General features: G+C 61.5%; 14 protein-coding genes and 1 tRNA gene. 10 read left to right on the top strand and 5 right to left on the bottom strand.

Annotated elements, in window-relative coordinates; translation table 11 throughout:
* Positions 1-2: 2 nt before the first annotated feature.
* The 3 genes from L1277_RS06960 to L1277_RS06970 are packed head-to-tail and all read right to left on the bottom strand — an operon-like array spanning position 3 to position 4,514.
* Positions 3-1,787, bottom strand: coding sequence for an N-acetylglutaminylglutamine amidotransferase (locus tag L1277_RS06960; RefSeq protein ID WP_253375635.1), 1,785 nt, complete (start codon positions 1,785-1,787; stop codon positions 3-5).
* Positions 1,788-1,791: 4 nt separating this feature from the next.
* Positions 1,792-2,979, bottom strand: a complete 1,188-nt coding sequence (locus L1277_RS06965; RefSeq protein ID WP_253375636.1) for a glutamate--cysteine ligase — start codon at positions 2,977-2,979, stop codon at positions 1,792-1,794.
* Between the two features lie 5 nt (positions 2,980-2,984).
* Positions 2,985-4,514, bottom strand: coding sequence for a M20/M25/M40 family metallo-hydrolase (locus L1277_RS06970; protein ID WP_253375637.1), 1,530 nt, complete (start codon positions 4,512-4,514; stop codon positions 2,985-2,987).
* A gap of 315 nt (positions 4,515-4,829) precedes the next feature.
* Between L1277_RS06970 and L1277_RS06975 the strand changes: the two genes are divergently transcribed.
* The 4 genes from L1277_RS06975 to L1277_RS06990 all read left to right on the top strand — a co-directional run bounded on the left by L1277_RS06975 (position 4,830) and on the right by L1277_RS06990 (position 7,836).
* Positions 4,830-5,711, top strand: coding sequence for a manganese catalase family protein (locus L1277_RS06975; RefSeq protein WP_253375638.1), 882 nt, complete (start codon positions 4,830-4,832; stop codon positions 5,709-5,711).
* Positions 5,712-5,898: 187 nt separating this feature from the next.
* Entirely contained in the window at positions 5,899-6,156 is a 258-nt protein-coding gene (locus L1277_RS06980; protein ID WP_253375639.1) for a hypothetical protein, read from the top strand.
* A gap of 439 nt (positions 6,157-6,595) precedes the next feature.
* Positions 6,596-7,069 (top strand): DUF4383 domain-containing protein, encoded by a 474-nt coding sequence (locus L1277_RS06985; RefSeq protein ID WP_253375640.1) that lies wholly within the window; start codon positions 6,596-6,598, stop codon positions 7,067-7,069.
* Positions 7,070-7,158: 89 nt separating this feature from the next.
* Positions 7,159-7,836, top strand: coding sequence for a DUF6766 family protein (locus L1277_RS06990; protein ID WP_374110175.1), 678 nt, complete (start codon positions 7,159-7,161; stop codon positions 7,834-7,836).
* 72 nt (positions 7,837-7,908) lie between these two features.
* Here L1277_RS06990 and L1277_RS06995 read toward each other — a convergent pair whose 3' ends face one another.
* Positions 7,909-8,244, bottom strand: coding sequence for a hypothetical protein (locus tag L1277_RS06995; RefSeq protein ID WP_253375641.1), 336 nt, complete (start codon positions 8,242-8,244; stop codon positions 7,909-7,911).
* A gap of 203 nt (positions 8,245-8,447) precedes the next feature.
* Here L1277_RS06995 and nhaA point away from each other — a divergent pair, with 203 nt between their 5' ends.
* The 4 genes from nhaA to L1277_RS07020 all read left to right on the top strand — a co-directional run bounded on the left by nhaA (position 8,448) and on the right by L1277_RS07020 (position 13,160).
* Positions 8,448-9,779, top strand: coding sequence for a Na+/H+ antiporter NhaA (nhaA, locus tag L1277_RS07000; RefSeq protein WP_253375642.1), 1,332 nt, complete (start codon positions 8,448-8,450; stop codon positions 9,777-9,779).
* A gap of 113 nt (positions 9,780-9,892) precedes the next feature.
* Complete coding sequence (locus tag L1277_RS07005; protein ID WP_253375643.1) at positions 9,893-10,231, top strand: ATP-dependent DNA ligase; 339 nt, start codon at positions 9,893-9,895, stop codon at positions 10,229-10,231.
* A 36-nt stretch (positions 10,232-10,267) separates the two neighbouring features.
* On the top strand, positions 10,268-11,734 hold the full coding sequence (locus L1277_RS15710; RefSeq protein WP_305884284.1) for an aminotransferase class I/II-fold pyridoxal phosphate-dependent enzyme: 1,467 nt from the start codon (positions 10,268-10,270) through the stop codon (positions 11,732-11,734).
* A 40-nt stretch (positions 11,735-11,774) separates the two neighbouring features.
* Positions 11,775-13,160: a M20/M25/M40 family metallo-hydrolase gene (locus L1277_RS07020; RefSeq protein WP_308215080.1), complete on the top strand. Its 1,386-nt coding sequence runs from the start codon at positions 11,775-11,777 to the stop codon at positions 13,158-13,160.
* Here L1277_RS07020 and L1277_RS07025 read toward each other — a convergent pair.
* A tRNA-Gly gene (locus L1277_RS07025) sits at positions 13,149-13,222 on the bottom strand. The genes L1277_RS07020 and L1277_RS07025 overlap by 12 nt on opposite strands.
* Before the next feature lie 57 nt (positions 13,223-13,279).
* Here L1277_RS07025 and dcd point away from each other — a divergent pair.
* Positions 13,280-13,885, top strand: a complete 606-nt coding sequence (gene dcd, locus L1277_RS07030; protein ID WP_253375644.1) for a dCTP deaminase — start codon at positions 13,280-13,282, stop codon at positions 13,883-13,885.
* An 18-nt stretch (positions 13,886-13,903) separates the two neighbouring features.
* On the top strand, positions 13,904-14,422 hold the full coding sequence (locus L1277_RS07035; RefSeq protein WP_253375645.1) for a hypothetical protein: 519 nt from the start codon (positions 13,904-13,906) through the stop codon (positions 14,420-14,422).
* Position 14,423 lies beyond the last annotated feature (1 nt).

Below are 14,423 nucleotides of genomic sequence, written 5' to 3' on the forward strand. Positions count from 1 at the left end.
GCCTACTTCCCGACGTCGTTGTTTTGGAGCCACATCTCCAGAACCGCGAGCGACCACAGGGTGTTGGTTCCCGTCGGGGTGAGCGAGCCGTTCGGGTCATCGAGCAATGCATCGACGCGATCGGACCGGAACACACCGCGGTCGCGCGCCTCGGGCGCCAACATCACCTCGCGCACCATATCGAGCACCTCTCCGTCCAAATGACAGAGTTGCGGCACCGGGAAGTACCCCTTCGGCCGGTCGACCACCTCGCGCGGGAGGATCTCGCGCCCGAGCGCCTTGAGCGGGCCCTTGCCCTCGTCGCGAAGCTTCAGCTCCGGAGGGCATTGCGCGGCCAGGCTGACGAGGTCCTGGTCGAGGAACGGCACTCGCGCTTCCAGCCCAAACGCCATCGTCATACTGTCGACCCGTTTAACCGGGTCGTCGATCATGAGGGAGTGGGTATCCAACCGCAGCAGCGCATCAAGCGTGGAGTCGGCGCCCTCAGCACCCAGGTTTCGTTCGAGGGCTTCACGACTCACATCGGTGCTCGGTGCCAGTGCGGGATCGAGTAAATCGAGGACATCCTGGTGCCTGCGGTCAACGAACGACTCGGTGAACGCGTCGACGGCACTGGTGCGCGGCACCGACGCAGCCGCCCGATGGTAGTCGTAGCCGGCAAACACTTCGTCCGCGCCCTGACCCGACTGCACCACTTTCACGTGTTGCGACACCGCCTCGGAGAGGAGATAAAACGCCGTGACATCGTGGGATGCCATGGGCTCTGTCATCGCAGCGACCGCGCGTCTCACCGCCGGAGCCAGTTCGGCATTGTCGATGTGCAGTCGGTGATGATCGGTACCGAACTGTTTGGCAACGATGTCGGAGAACTCGAACTCGTCACCCGACTGGCCGCCCGCGTCGTCGAAGCCGATGCTGAACGTCTTCACATGGCTCTGGCCCGCCTCGGCGAGAAGACCAACAAGGAGACTCGAGTCCAGGCCTCCGGAGAGGAGTACTCCAACCGGAACGTCCGCAACGAGACGTCGCTCGACGGCGGTTCGCAGTGACTCATGGATGGCATCCATCCAGTCATCCTCCGACCACGTCGAGCGCTCCGCGTCGCGGCTATATTGCGCTGTCCAAAAGATCCGGTCGCGCTCGGTGCCATCACTCTCGATGATCCGCACCGTCGCTGCGGGCAGCTTTTCGACGCCCTGGAGAATCGTTCGGGGCGCGGGAACAATGGAGTGCCAACTGAGGTAGTGGTGCAGGGCCACCGGATCGAGCGAGGTGTCGACCGCTCCGCCGGCGAGGAGCGCGGGCACTGTCGAGGCGAACCGGAGTCGCTTCGACTGTCGCGAGAGGTACAGCGGTTTGATGCCGAGTCGATCACGGGCGAGGATCACGCGATTTCGGCGCTGGTCATACAGAGCAATGGCGAACATGCCCACCAGGTGATCGACGAAGTGCTCGCCCCAGTGTGCATATGCCTTGATTATCACTTCCGTGTCGCTCGTCGACGAGAACCGGTAGTGGCTTCGAAGCTCCTCCCTGAGCTGATTGTGGTTGTAGATGCAGCCGTTGAAGGAGATCGTGAGGCCCAGCTCCTCATCGACCATGGGTTGCGCGCCCGCCTCCGAAAGATCAATGACGCTGAGCCGTCGGTGGGCCAGACATACCCAGTCCTTGCACCAGAGACCTGCGCCGTCCGGTCCGCGGGCAGCCATTGAGTCAGCCATCCGAAAGACAGCCTCGCGGTCAGGGGCGGTTGTCGTAAATACGAGATCACCAGCTATGCCACACATATGTTTATGCGAGAGCACCCACTGCGGGCGTTGCCGACGCCAGGTGGGTGTACTCGATTGCCTCCATTACTACTGAGCGAGCGCTCCTCAACCGCCGGAAAGTCTGTCTCTGGCGGTGGGAGCCGGTTCCGGAACGCACGATGTCGTGCACCGTTCGTTCGGTCGTCGCGAGATCTCCGTTGCGACACAATGACGCCTGCACATGGTCGAGCAACGCGTCGATCGCTTCGGCAGCCGTGCACGGTTCTCCGGTCACCGGGTGCACGAGCCGCCCCTCGGTGCCGAACCTGCTCGCTGCCCACATCGCCAGGCGCAGTTCTGCTGTTGACACCGGCTGGGGCGGCACGCCTGCCTGCCATTCCTGCGCAGCTGTGTCGACCAGAGCTCGGGCCAACGCTGCAATGGACACCGCGTGCTCCACATCCATGCAGACGTCGGCCACTCGGATCTCGATGGTCGGATAGTGGTTGCAGAGCCGGGCGTCGAAGTACACCATTCCTTCGTCGAGAAGGACCCCGGTGCTGACGAGCGATGTGACCCGACGCCGATACCCTTCTGGCGTTCCGAACGGGTCATAGGCGCCAGCGGATGGCCACCGACCCCAGGCCTGGTATCGGTAGCTCGAGTACGCGGAGTCGTCACCCATCCACATTGGTGAGTTGCTGCTCAGCGAGAGCAGTACCGGCAGCCAGGGTCGAATCCGGTCGAGAACCGCGACGCCCTCTTCCGGGCTCGCAATGTTGACGTGCACGTGAAGTCCGCAGGTCAGCTGTTCCTTCATGGTCAGCCCGAACTGGTTCATCATCTCGTGATACCGGGGGTCCGCGGCGACGTGTGATGCAGTCGGCAGGGGACTGGTCCCCAGCGCCACCGCTCGCGCGCCCACGGCCTGAGCCGCGTCGTCAGCCAGGCGCCGTCCCCGTACAAGCGTTCGCCTGATGTCGTCGAGGCTCGTGCACGGTGGGGAGACAGCTTCCACCTGCTCCTGTTTGGCTTCGCTCTCGAGGAAGGCCTGCCGGGCTGGGACACCGTTCGAGAGGTCGGAGATCGGTTCGGTCTGCGCGGTGGCCGCAGCTGCCGCGAGCACGGCGTCGGCTGTCGCGATGGGGCGGCCCGTGCGGGCGCTCACCAACAAGTACTCTTCTTCCACACCGACCGTTCGTATGAACGGAGCAGAATCTTGCACGCTCATGGCCGTCAGTCCTCGCCCCAAACCACCGGTTCATAGGCCCTTCCGGATGAGTCAGCCTGATCTCCGTGCGTGGCCTGTTCGGTGGCGAGGCACCAGAACGCGCCGAGCGTGGCAGCGCCTGCTTTCAGCAAGACGGTGTCAACGCTCTCATCCCCGTCGTGCCAGTTGTCGCCAACCAGACCTGTGCCATAGAAGACAACAGGTGCGTCCAAAACGCGGGACATGAGTTCCGCTGGTCCGCCACCCGCATTACCCATGCGTCCAACAGCCGGAACACGATGGCCTACGGACATCGCCTGGGCAAGGAGATCGACGGCCGGATGCGCGGGCGTCTCGTAAGGTTCCTGCGCCGTCGCCTCGGAGATCTCAAGTGTGTACTGGGATGCCGGGACTCGTGCCGCCACAAATTCCCTCAGCTGCTCCGCCACCGAATGTGCCTTCTGGCCCAGCACCGTGCGGATGCTCAGGCTCACCTGGGCCGTCGCTGGGATCACGGCCCGCGGCGGGTCGAAGGAATCGCCGCCCGTGAAGGTGATCACCTCAAGCGAAGGGCGCAGCCAGAGCCGTTCCAGCACCGAATAGCTGCATTCACCAACGGCTCGTTCGGTGTGGGACTCCTGAATCCAGGTGTGTTCTTCGAACGGGAGGTCGGCGAGCTGGCCGCGTCGTTCGATCGTCGGCTCGATGACCTCGTCGTAGAAATGGGGAAGTGCAATACGTCCCAAATCATCATGAAGATCGGCGACGAGCCGGGAGAGCTCGATGATCGGATTCGGTGCGGGACCCGAGACGGCTCCGCTGTGTATATCGTGCTCGGGACCGCGTAGTTCGAGTTGTGCACCGACCATCCCTCGGATGCTCGTGCAGAGAGCCGGATGCTTGATACTCCACTGCAACGTGTCTGAAAAGACGATGACGTCTGCCGCAAACCGATCGGCGTGTGTCTCCAGTAGCTCTGCGAGATGCGCGGACCCGGTTTCCTCTTCGCCCTCAATGAGAAATTTGAGATTGACACCCGGTGCGCTCCGCTCGGTCGCCGCAAGGTATGCCCGTAACCCCCAGAGGTGAGCCATCACCTGACCCTTAGCGTCCGAGCTTCCTCGGCCATAAAGACGGGTTCCTCGGAGCAGCGGAGTGAAGGGCTCGGTCACTGTCCACGATGCCTCTTTTGTTGCGCGAACGTCGTGGTGGCTATAAATCAGGTAGGTAGGGGCATCGACATCCGTAATCCACTCTGCATACACCGCAGACGAGTCGCCGGTGGCGAGGATCTCCACTGCCGGAAAACCGATACCGCGAAAGCGCTCCGCCAGCCACTGCGCAGACTCACGTAAATGCGCGGCGGACTCTGGTGCTCCGGCAATCGACCGGATTCCTATCCAGTCGGTCAATTCCACCAACATGTCGGACGATGTGCTGTCCACGTAGCCGTGAATCGCATCGCTGCGCTCTGTCGACGCTGACGAGCTAAACGGGTGGAGTAACTCGGAGGTCATGTCCGCGTATGTCAGGGCGTCGTGTTCTGAGATCGACACAATGCCTCCTTCATTGGTGCTATGGCTTGTCGGTGTTCCGCGGAGGGGAACTTCGCGACGAGCGTGCCGTGATGTCAGGTTATGCACTAGAAAAATGCCCGTGCAGGCCTTGACATAGGAGAAGCCATCGCACACGCGAGCGCAAAAGAGGGTCGTGAGATCGGACTTCGAGAAGCGGATGCTATCTCAAAAAACAGGCGATGTGTCCCCCCTGTTCGCAATGCCGACCGCGTCGTAATTTTGTGCGCATCACTCGCTCGGCCGGTCACCCGGACTGGTCCCATTCGTGGGCGAGCTCTCAATAGTGAGGTGAAAATGTTCTTTCATAGGCAAGAACTGCAGTTCAAGGCAACACCGGATAAGTCAGATCCCCTCTTCGCCCGTAAGCTCCAGGAAGTGCTGGGCGGTCAATACGGAGAGATCACCGTCGCCATGCAATATGGATTTCAGGCGTGGAACTCCCACCTCCCCGGCAAGTACCGTGACCTGCTCTTCGGCATTGGGGCAGAGGAAATGGGACACGTCGAGATGCTCGCGATCATGATCGCGCAGTTGCTTGAAAAGGCGCCAGCCGAGGATACAGAAGCTGCAGTGAAGGCGGACCCGACTCTTGCCGCCGTCGTCGGTGGGATGGACGTGCAGCATGCGATCGTCGCCGGTGCCGGCGCTCGACCGGTAGATAGCAACGGAAATCCGTGGCAGGGTTCCTACATCACGGCAAGCGGTAACCTCCTTGCCGACTTCACGGCGAACGCAAATGCGGAGATGCAGGGTCGCGTTCAGGTCGCACGACTGTGGCACATGACCGACGACGCCGGGGTTAAAGACCTTCTGTCGTTCCTGCTCGCGCGCGACACCATGCACCAGAACCAGTGGATCGCAGCTGCGCGAGAGCTGCGGGAGGAAGGACTGGAGGGGCTCCCCGTGCCGAACAAGTTCCCGCTCAAGAACGAAGTCCGAGAGGTCGCGTACACCTATCTCAACTTCTCCGACGGTGCGGCAGCGGCAGAGGGCTCGTGGGCGTCCGGCCCGACCCCGGACGGTCTCGGTGAATTCAGCTACGCCGAGGGACCTGGCTCCAGCGTGCCGATGCCACCCCCGACGCAACCGAACATTGGGCTGTATGGAACGATGCCCGTCCCGGGTCCCCTCGGAAAGGCCGCGGCAACGGTGAAGGATGCGTTGACCGGAGACTAGAAACCGGCCGATCGCCTCTCGTCACGGGGTCCGGGCGCTGGAGACCAGCGCCCGGACCCTTTCTTTGTGCCTATCGAGTCACGCCGAAAAGTCAAGTCCTGCGCAGAAGTTTTTTTCCAATTTACGTTGGGATCACCCACTTAGTGGGGCTTGAACGGGGATGACGGTAGTGAAGCGGGGGAGACAAATGACGATCTTCGAGGCGCCGGCGGCGAAGCCGGTACTTGAGATTCTGGCGATTAGCGACCACGAATGGCGTGTGTGTGATGGCCGATTCCAGCAAAGCGACGCTCGACGCATGCTGGGTTACATCGATCGGACCGCTGACGTGTACGAACTCGTTCGCCTGCGGCACCGCGCGCCGTCGATGCCGCCCGTCGAGAGATTCACGTGTTTGAAGGACGCTTTGGACGCTCTTGTCGAGTTCAGCGGAAAGCGCTGGTAGAACAATGACTGATGTGCGACGCGAGCCGTCCCGGCCCAACGACATGAGGATATTCAGGACCCACGAACCGACAAGTGGTGCGTGGTTCGTCGAGCAGCCCTACGACCTCGACGTTTTTGAGAACGTTCCAACCGCCGGGCCATACGGAACCTTGGCGGAGGCGGAAATCGCAGCCCGATGGTTTCAAAACATCGTGTCAGGCGCGAGCGATTAGGCAGCATTGTGGGTCACCGGCATGCGGCCGTCGGCCGGATTGCCACTCACCATATTGCTGAGTGCCAGAGGCCGTGCGCGACGCCGATTCGTTGCTCCCGCCACGCGCGAAACGGCCATTTTTGCGCTCTGTCAAGGCCTTGTCGGCAAATCTTGCACTTGGAAACGTTGGTTCCACGCACATCGATGCGCAGGCACTCGATGCAGACATAAAGAGGAGAAAGTGATGAGTACTGGAGCAGTAAACGCAAGCCGCCGCAGCTACGCGGAAAGCGCCGTGCAGAAGGCATCATTGATCGTCGGGATCGCTTTCCTGCTCGTCGGGCTGATGGGATTTATCCCGGGCATCACATCGAATTTCGACCAGATTGAATTCGCTGGCCATGAATCCGGAGCGATGCTTTTGGGGATTTTCCAAGTCTCGATTCTGCACAACATCGTCCACCTGTTGTTCGGCATCGCAGGGGTTGCGTTCGCCCGCAGCGTTTCGGGAGCGCGGAACTTCCTCATTTGGGGCGGGGTCGTCTACGCGCTGTTCTGGATCTACGGTCTGTTCATCGGCCACGAGTCAATGGCAAACTTTGTGCCGTTCAACACTGCTGACAACTGGCTGCACTTCGTTCTCGCGGCCGGCATGATCGCCCTCGGGCTCTTGCTCTCACGCCGAGATCGCGACCGGACCCGCACCGCGCGCGTTTAGTATGCGAGCCGTGTTTGCAGCCTGGCTCACGGTCATCGGGGCCGGGCTGCTTTACATGCTGGTGATCGCCTTCAGTGGGAGGTGAAGCCGTGTTGCCTAAGGTGCGTAATCACGCGCTCAGCATTTTCTTCGGAGTGATTTTTGTTGGGGCATTGTTCGGCCAGTCGTTGGCCGGGCTGGCCGTTTTCAATGAGCAGCAGGTGTCACACGGGGCCAGTGCTGTGTCCTACCTCGACTTCATTTCGTCCAGTGATTTCGTTGTGGACGTCGCCGAAAACTGGCAATCGGAGTACCTGCAGTTCTTTCTCTTTATTCTCGCGACGATCTGGCTGGTACAGAAGGGTTCCCCCGAATCCAAGAAGCCGGACGATGAGGGCGTTGACTCGGACGAGGAACAGCTGGTCGGACGGTTCGCGCAGTATGGCTCTCCGCACTGGGCGAAGGTCGGGGGATGGCGGCAAGTGGTCTATTCGAACTCCCTGTTGATCGTGATGGGCGCCATCTTCCTGCTGTCGTGGTGGGCGCAGTCCGTTGCGGGAGTCGTTGTCTACAACGACGAACAGCTGCAGCATGGTGAGCCCGAACTCACGTGGTTCTCTTACGTGGCTTCGGCCGACTTCTGGAATCGTACGTTGCAGAACTGGCAATCCGAGTTTCTCGCCGTTGGCAGTATGGTCGCGTTCTCGATCTACCTGCGTCAACGTGGTTCCTCGGAATCCAAGCCCGTCGGGACACCGCATCACGAGACGGCGACCGAGGGAGAATAGACGGCTCGAGCCACAACACGCGGCGATGGGACGGGTCGTTGAACGACCCGTCCCATCGTGTTTGCGCCCGGGCTAAAGGTTCAAGTCTTCGTAACTCTCGGGCATGGTTTCATCGTGCGGGCGTACCGGGGGCGGCGAGGAGAGGAGCATCATCTTTTCCTGCATGTAACTGACGGCTTCCGCATTGTCTGGCTCAGGCATTGTCGAGTTCGTGGTCTCGGCCATCAGCGGAGCTCCTGCGTCGAGCAAAATCGTGGCGTCCACCTCGTTGCCGTCCGGGCCGATGGCATGGATGGTCACCGTGTCGGCATCACCTTTGCCTGCCAGTAGGGAAGCGTATTCGAGCAGCAGATCGGCTACCTGATCGCCGCTCAATAGGGTTTTATCTGCGAACGTGATGTGCTTCATGTGCTTCACCGTACGTTTTCTTTGGGCTCCTGCGCAGGGGCTTGCATTCTTGAACTTCTTCCCGCTGGGAGAGTCCGTGAATGCGCACCCTCGCCGTCACAAAGCACTCTTTCCCGTTCCGGTCGAGCGATAGAGTGGAGGCGGTGCGCCGGGAAGTCTGGTCGGCAAGTTCGATCAGTGACCCCACATTTCAAGGAGCCCCGATGACAAGCACCCCACCCGAACATCCGACCGTCCTGTCACGGGGAAGCTTCTCCGAAGCAACGCGAATCGGCGAGATACTCCGTAAGGAGACCGTCGGTGGACTGCTCTTGGTGACGGCCGCGGTCATCGCGATTGTCTGGGCAAATTCGCCCTTCGCGGAGGGCTATTTCGCGCTGCGCGACTTCACCATCGGCTACGCACCGTGGCACTTGGAACTCAGCTTGGGCGCCTGGGCATCGGACGGTCTCCTCGCTATCTTCTTTTTCCTTGTTGGCCTCGAACTCAAACGTGAGATTGTGGCAGGGGACCTGCGGGACTTCAGGAAGGCGGTCATTCCGGTAGCGGCAGCAGCTGGCGGCGTGGTGGTACCGGCACTTATCTACACGGCTATCAACTGGGGCAACGAGAACACAATCCACGGCTGGGCTATCCCGACCGCCACGGACATCGCATTCGCCGTCGCCGTGCTGGCGATTGTCGGCTCGCACCTACCGAGTGCCCTTCGAATTTTCCTGCTCACCCTCGCCGTGGTCGATGACCTCATTGCGATCGTCATCATCGCCATCTTCTACACCAGCGAGATCAACCTTCTGGCACTCGGGCTGACCCTGATCCCGCTGGCTCTGTACACGTTCCTCGCCCAGAAGTATCGACGGTTCTTTGGCCTGCATGCCGCTGCCGCCTGGTACATCCTGCTGCCGCTCGGAGTCGTGACCTGGGCGTTGCTGCATGCGTCGGGTATTCACGCCACGATCGCCGGCGTCCTTCTTGGTTTCGCCATTCCGGTGATACGCAGCCAGGCGAGTGGTGGACCGTCGGCTGGCCCCGGACTGTCGGAAATCTTCGAGCATCGATTCCGCCCGATCTCCGCAGGCGTCGCTGTTCCGATCTTCGCCTTTTTCTCTGCGGGCGTCGCCATCGGCGGCGTGGATGGATTCGTGTCTGCACTCACCGACCCAGTAACAATTGGCATCATCGTTGCCCTGGTTGCCGGCAAACCCATCGGCATTCTTGCTACGACATGGGTCATCGCGAAATTCACTCGGGCGCGGCTGGACCCGTCTCTTCGATGGATTGATCTCTTCGGAGTGGGACTGCTTGCTGGAATCGGGTTCACCGTTTCGCTGCTGGTGGCCGAGTTGAGCTTCGGAGGAGGCACGCTGGAAGATGACCATGCAAAGGTTGGCATTCTGGCGGCATCCGTTCTAGCTGCAATTCTCGCGACGATCGTTCTGAGAATCCGTAACCGCGTGTACAAGCGGATCGAGGCGGAAGAGCGCCTCGACGCCGACAACGACGGGACGCCTGACGTGTATCAGGGTGGTCGCTAAGCTGGCGCGACTGTCGTCTGAGACGGCGGGGTCAAGGGGGTACCGCAAGAAGGCTGACCCGGTCACAATCGTGGAGTGTTGCGATGTGACGATCCGCTGAAAGGGGGCCCGACGTGGGACGCCTGATCTACGATTCGACGACGACCATCAATATGGAGGACCGAACTCTCGCGCACCTTCAGATCGTCATCGGTGCGAAGCTGCGCCGGGGCGAGTGCTTTCCCTTCCGGTGGAAAGCGGCGGAGTCCCTCGGCTCAGGGTTGAACAGCCTATGGATGGCTCCCGGTATTTCACTTCATTTCAAGTATTTCGGTTCCCGTCCGCCGAGGATCAACGGGGCGTGGATCGATGCTCTCGCGGCGTCCTCCAATTCTGATGCTGGCTTGCAACTCGTACCAGAGCCGACAAGTTCAGCTGAGGAGAGCAAAACTGAGGCCGTACCGGGCGACTAAGTACCTAACCGTCTAGAAGCGCCAGAAGGAAAGCGAATGGATCAGAACGACGCTCCGGTGCTTGAAGCACTGGCAGAACACCAGAATCTCGAAAGATACGGGTTCACACCACCGGCGCACCGTCAGGGACGAGGAGTGGACCCGCGGGTGCTCGACGTGCTGGGGGAGCAAAGCTTCAAGTCTGACGTGGTGGCCTCGTCTGGTCTGGATGACCGACAATCGTCGAACGGGTACCTCCAAGATGCGGAGTCGCTTTTGGCGGAAGCCGTGGGCGCCGACATGGCTTTTTTCTCCACCTGCGGAAGCTCGCTGTCGATCAAGGCGGCCATTCTCGCCGTGACGCGCGGCGAGGGCGAGCTGCTCATCAGTCGTGACGCCCACAAGTCTGTGGTGTCTGGCCTGGTGCTCTCCGGACTGCAACCGCGGTGGATCAGACCCAAGTGGGACAACGAGCTCAAGCTGTCCCATCCACCATCTCCCGAAACCGTTGAGGAGATGTGGCAACGATACCCGGATGCGTCCGCGGCACTGATTGTGAGCCCTACCCCGTACGGAACCTGTGCCGACATCGAGGCGATCGCCAAGGTCTGCCACAAACGGGGCAAGCCACTCATTGTGGATGAGGCCTGGGGCGCACAACTCCCGTTCCACGATGACACTCCGACATGGGCGATGTCGGCGGGTGCCGATATCTGTGTGGTGAGCGTGCACAAGATGGGGCTCGGATTCGAACAGGGCTCAATCTTCCACCTCCAAGGTGACCTCGTCGACCCGGTGAGGCTCAGCCAATGCGCTGACATCCTGTCGACGACCAGCGCCAGCACTCTGATCTATGCGGCGATGGACGGTTGGCGGCGTCAGATGGTGCAACATGGCAAGGCGATGATCGACAAAACACTGAAGCTGACGCGCCAGCTCCGACGTGATATCGACGCCATTCCGGGGTTGCATGTCCTCGAAGAAGAGCTCGTGCATGCCGAGGCGTCGCACGACCTGGACATCCAGCACATCATGATCGATGTGTCGAAACTGGGCATCAGCGGCTTCCAGGCGACCGACTGGCTCCGCGAGAACTGCCGCGTTGATATGGGGACGACGGATCACCGTCGCACTGAAGCCGTGATCTCCGTCACGGATGATGAGGAAACAGCCGACCTCCTCCTGACAAGTCTGCGAGCGCTCGCCGAGGCTGCTCCCGAAATGCCCCGACCGCCGGAAGTCATCATCCCGGACGAGAAGGATCTCTTCCTGGAAACAGTGATGCTGCCCCGCGATGCCTTCTTCGGGCCGGTCGAAGTTGTGCCCGTCGAGGAGGCCTCAGGCCGCATCGCCGCAGAAATGGCTACTCCCTATCCGCCCGGAGTGCCGCTGCTCCTGCCCGGCGAGCGCATCAACAAAGCAGCTTTGGACTATCTGCGGAGCGGGGTCGAAGCAGGCATGGTCCTCCCCGATCCTGCCGATGCCACGTTGAAGACGGTGCGGGTCGTCCGTGAAGAGCTCTGAGGCTCTCACCTGAGTGAGGGTGCGGGGAGAGGGAAAGCCTGTGAACGAGAGATCGGTTCTTTCTGAAGTTCGCAGTGCGGTGGGAGCAGATTTCCCCCTTGCTCTAGAGCAGCTCACGGAACTTGTGCGAATTCCAGCGATAGCGTGGGAATCGTTCGACCGATCCGAACTCGGCCGCGCGTCGGCGTACGTAGCGGCCCTGGCACGGGAGTCTGGACTCTCGGATGTACAGATACTGCAAGCGCCGCGCTCGGATGGCGGTGACGGAGCACCTGCGGTGGTGGGCCGGCTTCCGGCCCCGCCGGGTAAACCGACGATTTTGCTCTATGCCCACTATGACGTCCAGCCCGCCGGTGACCTCACGATGTGGACCAGCCCACCATTTGACGCCGTGACGCGCGCCGGTCGGCTCTGGGGCAGAGGCGTCGCAGATAACAAAGCGGGCGTGCTGCTCCATCTGGCAGCGATTCGGAGCGCGCTCCATGTCCTGGGGAACCAACTGAACGTCGGTGTCACAGTGCTCATCGATGGCGAAGAAGAGGCGGGTTCACCGAGCCTTCCCCTGCTCCTGCAGAGACACGGAGAACTGCTCCACGCCGATGCCCTCATTGTGGCCGATTCAGGCAACTGGAAGGTGGGCGAACCCGCCTTGACCACGAGCCTGCGCGGCCTGATCCTCGGCACCATCGATGTGCGCGTGTTGGATCACGCCCTACACTCGGGGACCTACGGCGGCCCCGTTATCGATGCGGTCGCGGCGCTGGCCCGCGTACTCGCCTCATTGCATCACGACGACGGGACTGTCGCCGTGCCGGGGCTACTCTCGGAAGAGCGGCCTGGACCGACCCTGACTGAAGCGGCGTTTCGCGCAGATGCCGGAGTGCCGCCTGATGCGCCCCTGGCGGGCACGGGTAGCGTCACATCGCGGCTATGGAACAAGCCTGCGCTCGCGATCATCGGGCTCGATGCCCCCACGGTCGCCCTGTCGTCGGACACACTGCAGCCGACTGCCCGCGCTCGGATCAGTCTGAGTCTCGCCCCAACCGACGACACCGCGGCCGCAATGGAATCGGTGCGCCGCCATGTCGAAGCTCAGTCGCCTTTTGGCGCGGAGGTTCGATTCACTCCCGGCGGACGTACTGAGGGATTCGCGGGCGACGCTGAGTCTCCCGCCGCGCAACTCATGCTGGGGGCAATGTCGGAGACCTGGGCGACACCGGCTGTGTCAATGGGAGTGGGCGGATCGATCCCTGCTGTCGACATTCTGAGCAAGCTCTTCCCCGAGGCAGAGATCCTCGTGACCGGAGCCGAAGACCCGGATTCGCGAGCCCACGGCGCAAACGAATCGATTGATCTCGGAGACTTCCGAAATGCGATTGTGGCGGAAGCGCTGCTACTTGCCCGGCTGGGCGGATGGAGCGGATGACGGGAATCGAACCCGCGCTATCAGCTTGGGAAGCTGAAGTTCTGCCATTGAACTACATCCGCGTGACGCCGAATGGCGCTTTCGTCATCTTAGCAACCACGTCCCGATAAACTGACCTCGTGCTTCTCTCCGACCGCGATATCAAGTCAGAGCTGGCATCCGGACGCATCGGCCTGGAGCCGTCCCACTCCGAGATGATCCAGCCTTCGAGCATCGACGTGCGCCTCGACCGCTACTTTCGGTTGTTCGACAACCACAAGTACCCGTATATCGATCCGGCCGAAGACCAGCCCGAACTGACCCACCTGATCGAGGTGAAGCCTGACGAACCGTTCATCCTGCATCCTGGGGAGTTCGTGCTCGGCGCCACCTTCGAACAGGTCACTCTCGCCGACGACATCGCCGCCCGGCTTGAAGGTAAGAGCTCGCTCGGCCGCCTCGGCTTGCTCACGCACTCGACGGCGGGCTTCATCGACCCCGGATTCTCGGGCCACGTGACCCTCGAGCTCTCCAACGTCGCGACCCTGCCGATCAAGCTGTGGCCCGGGATGAAGATCGGTCAGCTCTGCTTCTTCCGCCTCACGTCACCCGCCGAAAAGCCCTACGGCTCCGCGGCATACAGCTCGCGCTACCAGAATCAGCGCGGCCCCACGGCGTCACGTTCCTTCCAAAACTTCCACCGCACCGACGTCGGTGTCCTCGACGCCGGCAGCGCAGGCAGCTAACAAGAAAAGGCCACCGCCATGAGCGACTTCCACGACCTCTCGTTCGCTGATGCACTCATCGCGGATGCCGCCACAGCGAAATACCCGAATCGCATGTCGCGATTCGGTCGCATGGTCGGCCGGTGGAACGTGCACGCCCGCCGAATGGACGAAGCCACCGGCGAGTGGCACGAGTACGACTTCATTTGGGTGATGGGCTACATCCTCGACGGTCAGGCGGTGCAGGATGTCGCGTTGATCGAGACCGAGGATGGTCTGTCAACGATCTCGACCGCTGTACGCGTTTATGACCGCGAGATGGGGGCCTGGCGGGTGAGCTACTTCGAACCGGAACGTGGGGAGTACGCCCATCTGGTGGCGACCGCTCACAAGCGGGACGGCATCCGTCAAGATGGCACGCGCAACGATGGACTGCTGATCCGCTGGAACTTCTCGAAGATCACCGACTCGTCATACCAGTGGGAGAGCTTCGTTTCAGAAGACGAGGGTGCCACCTGGGTGCTCACCGAGCACAACGAGGGCACCCGCGCCTCCTGAA

This window comes from Okibacterium sp. HSC-33S16 (genome assembly GCF_024171565.1).
Lineage (GTDB): Bacteria > Actinomycetota > Actinomycetes > Actinomycetales > Microbacteriaceae > Mycetocola_A.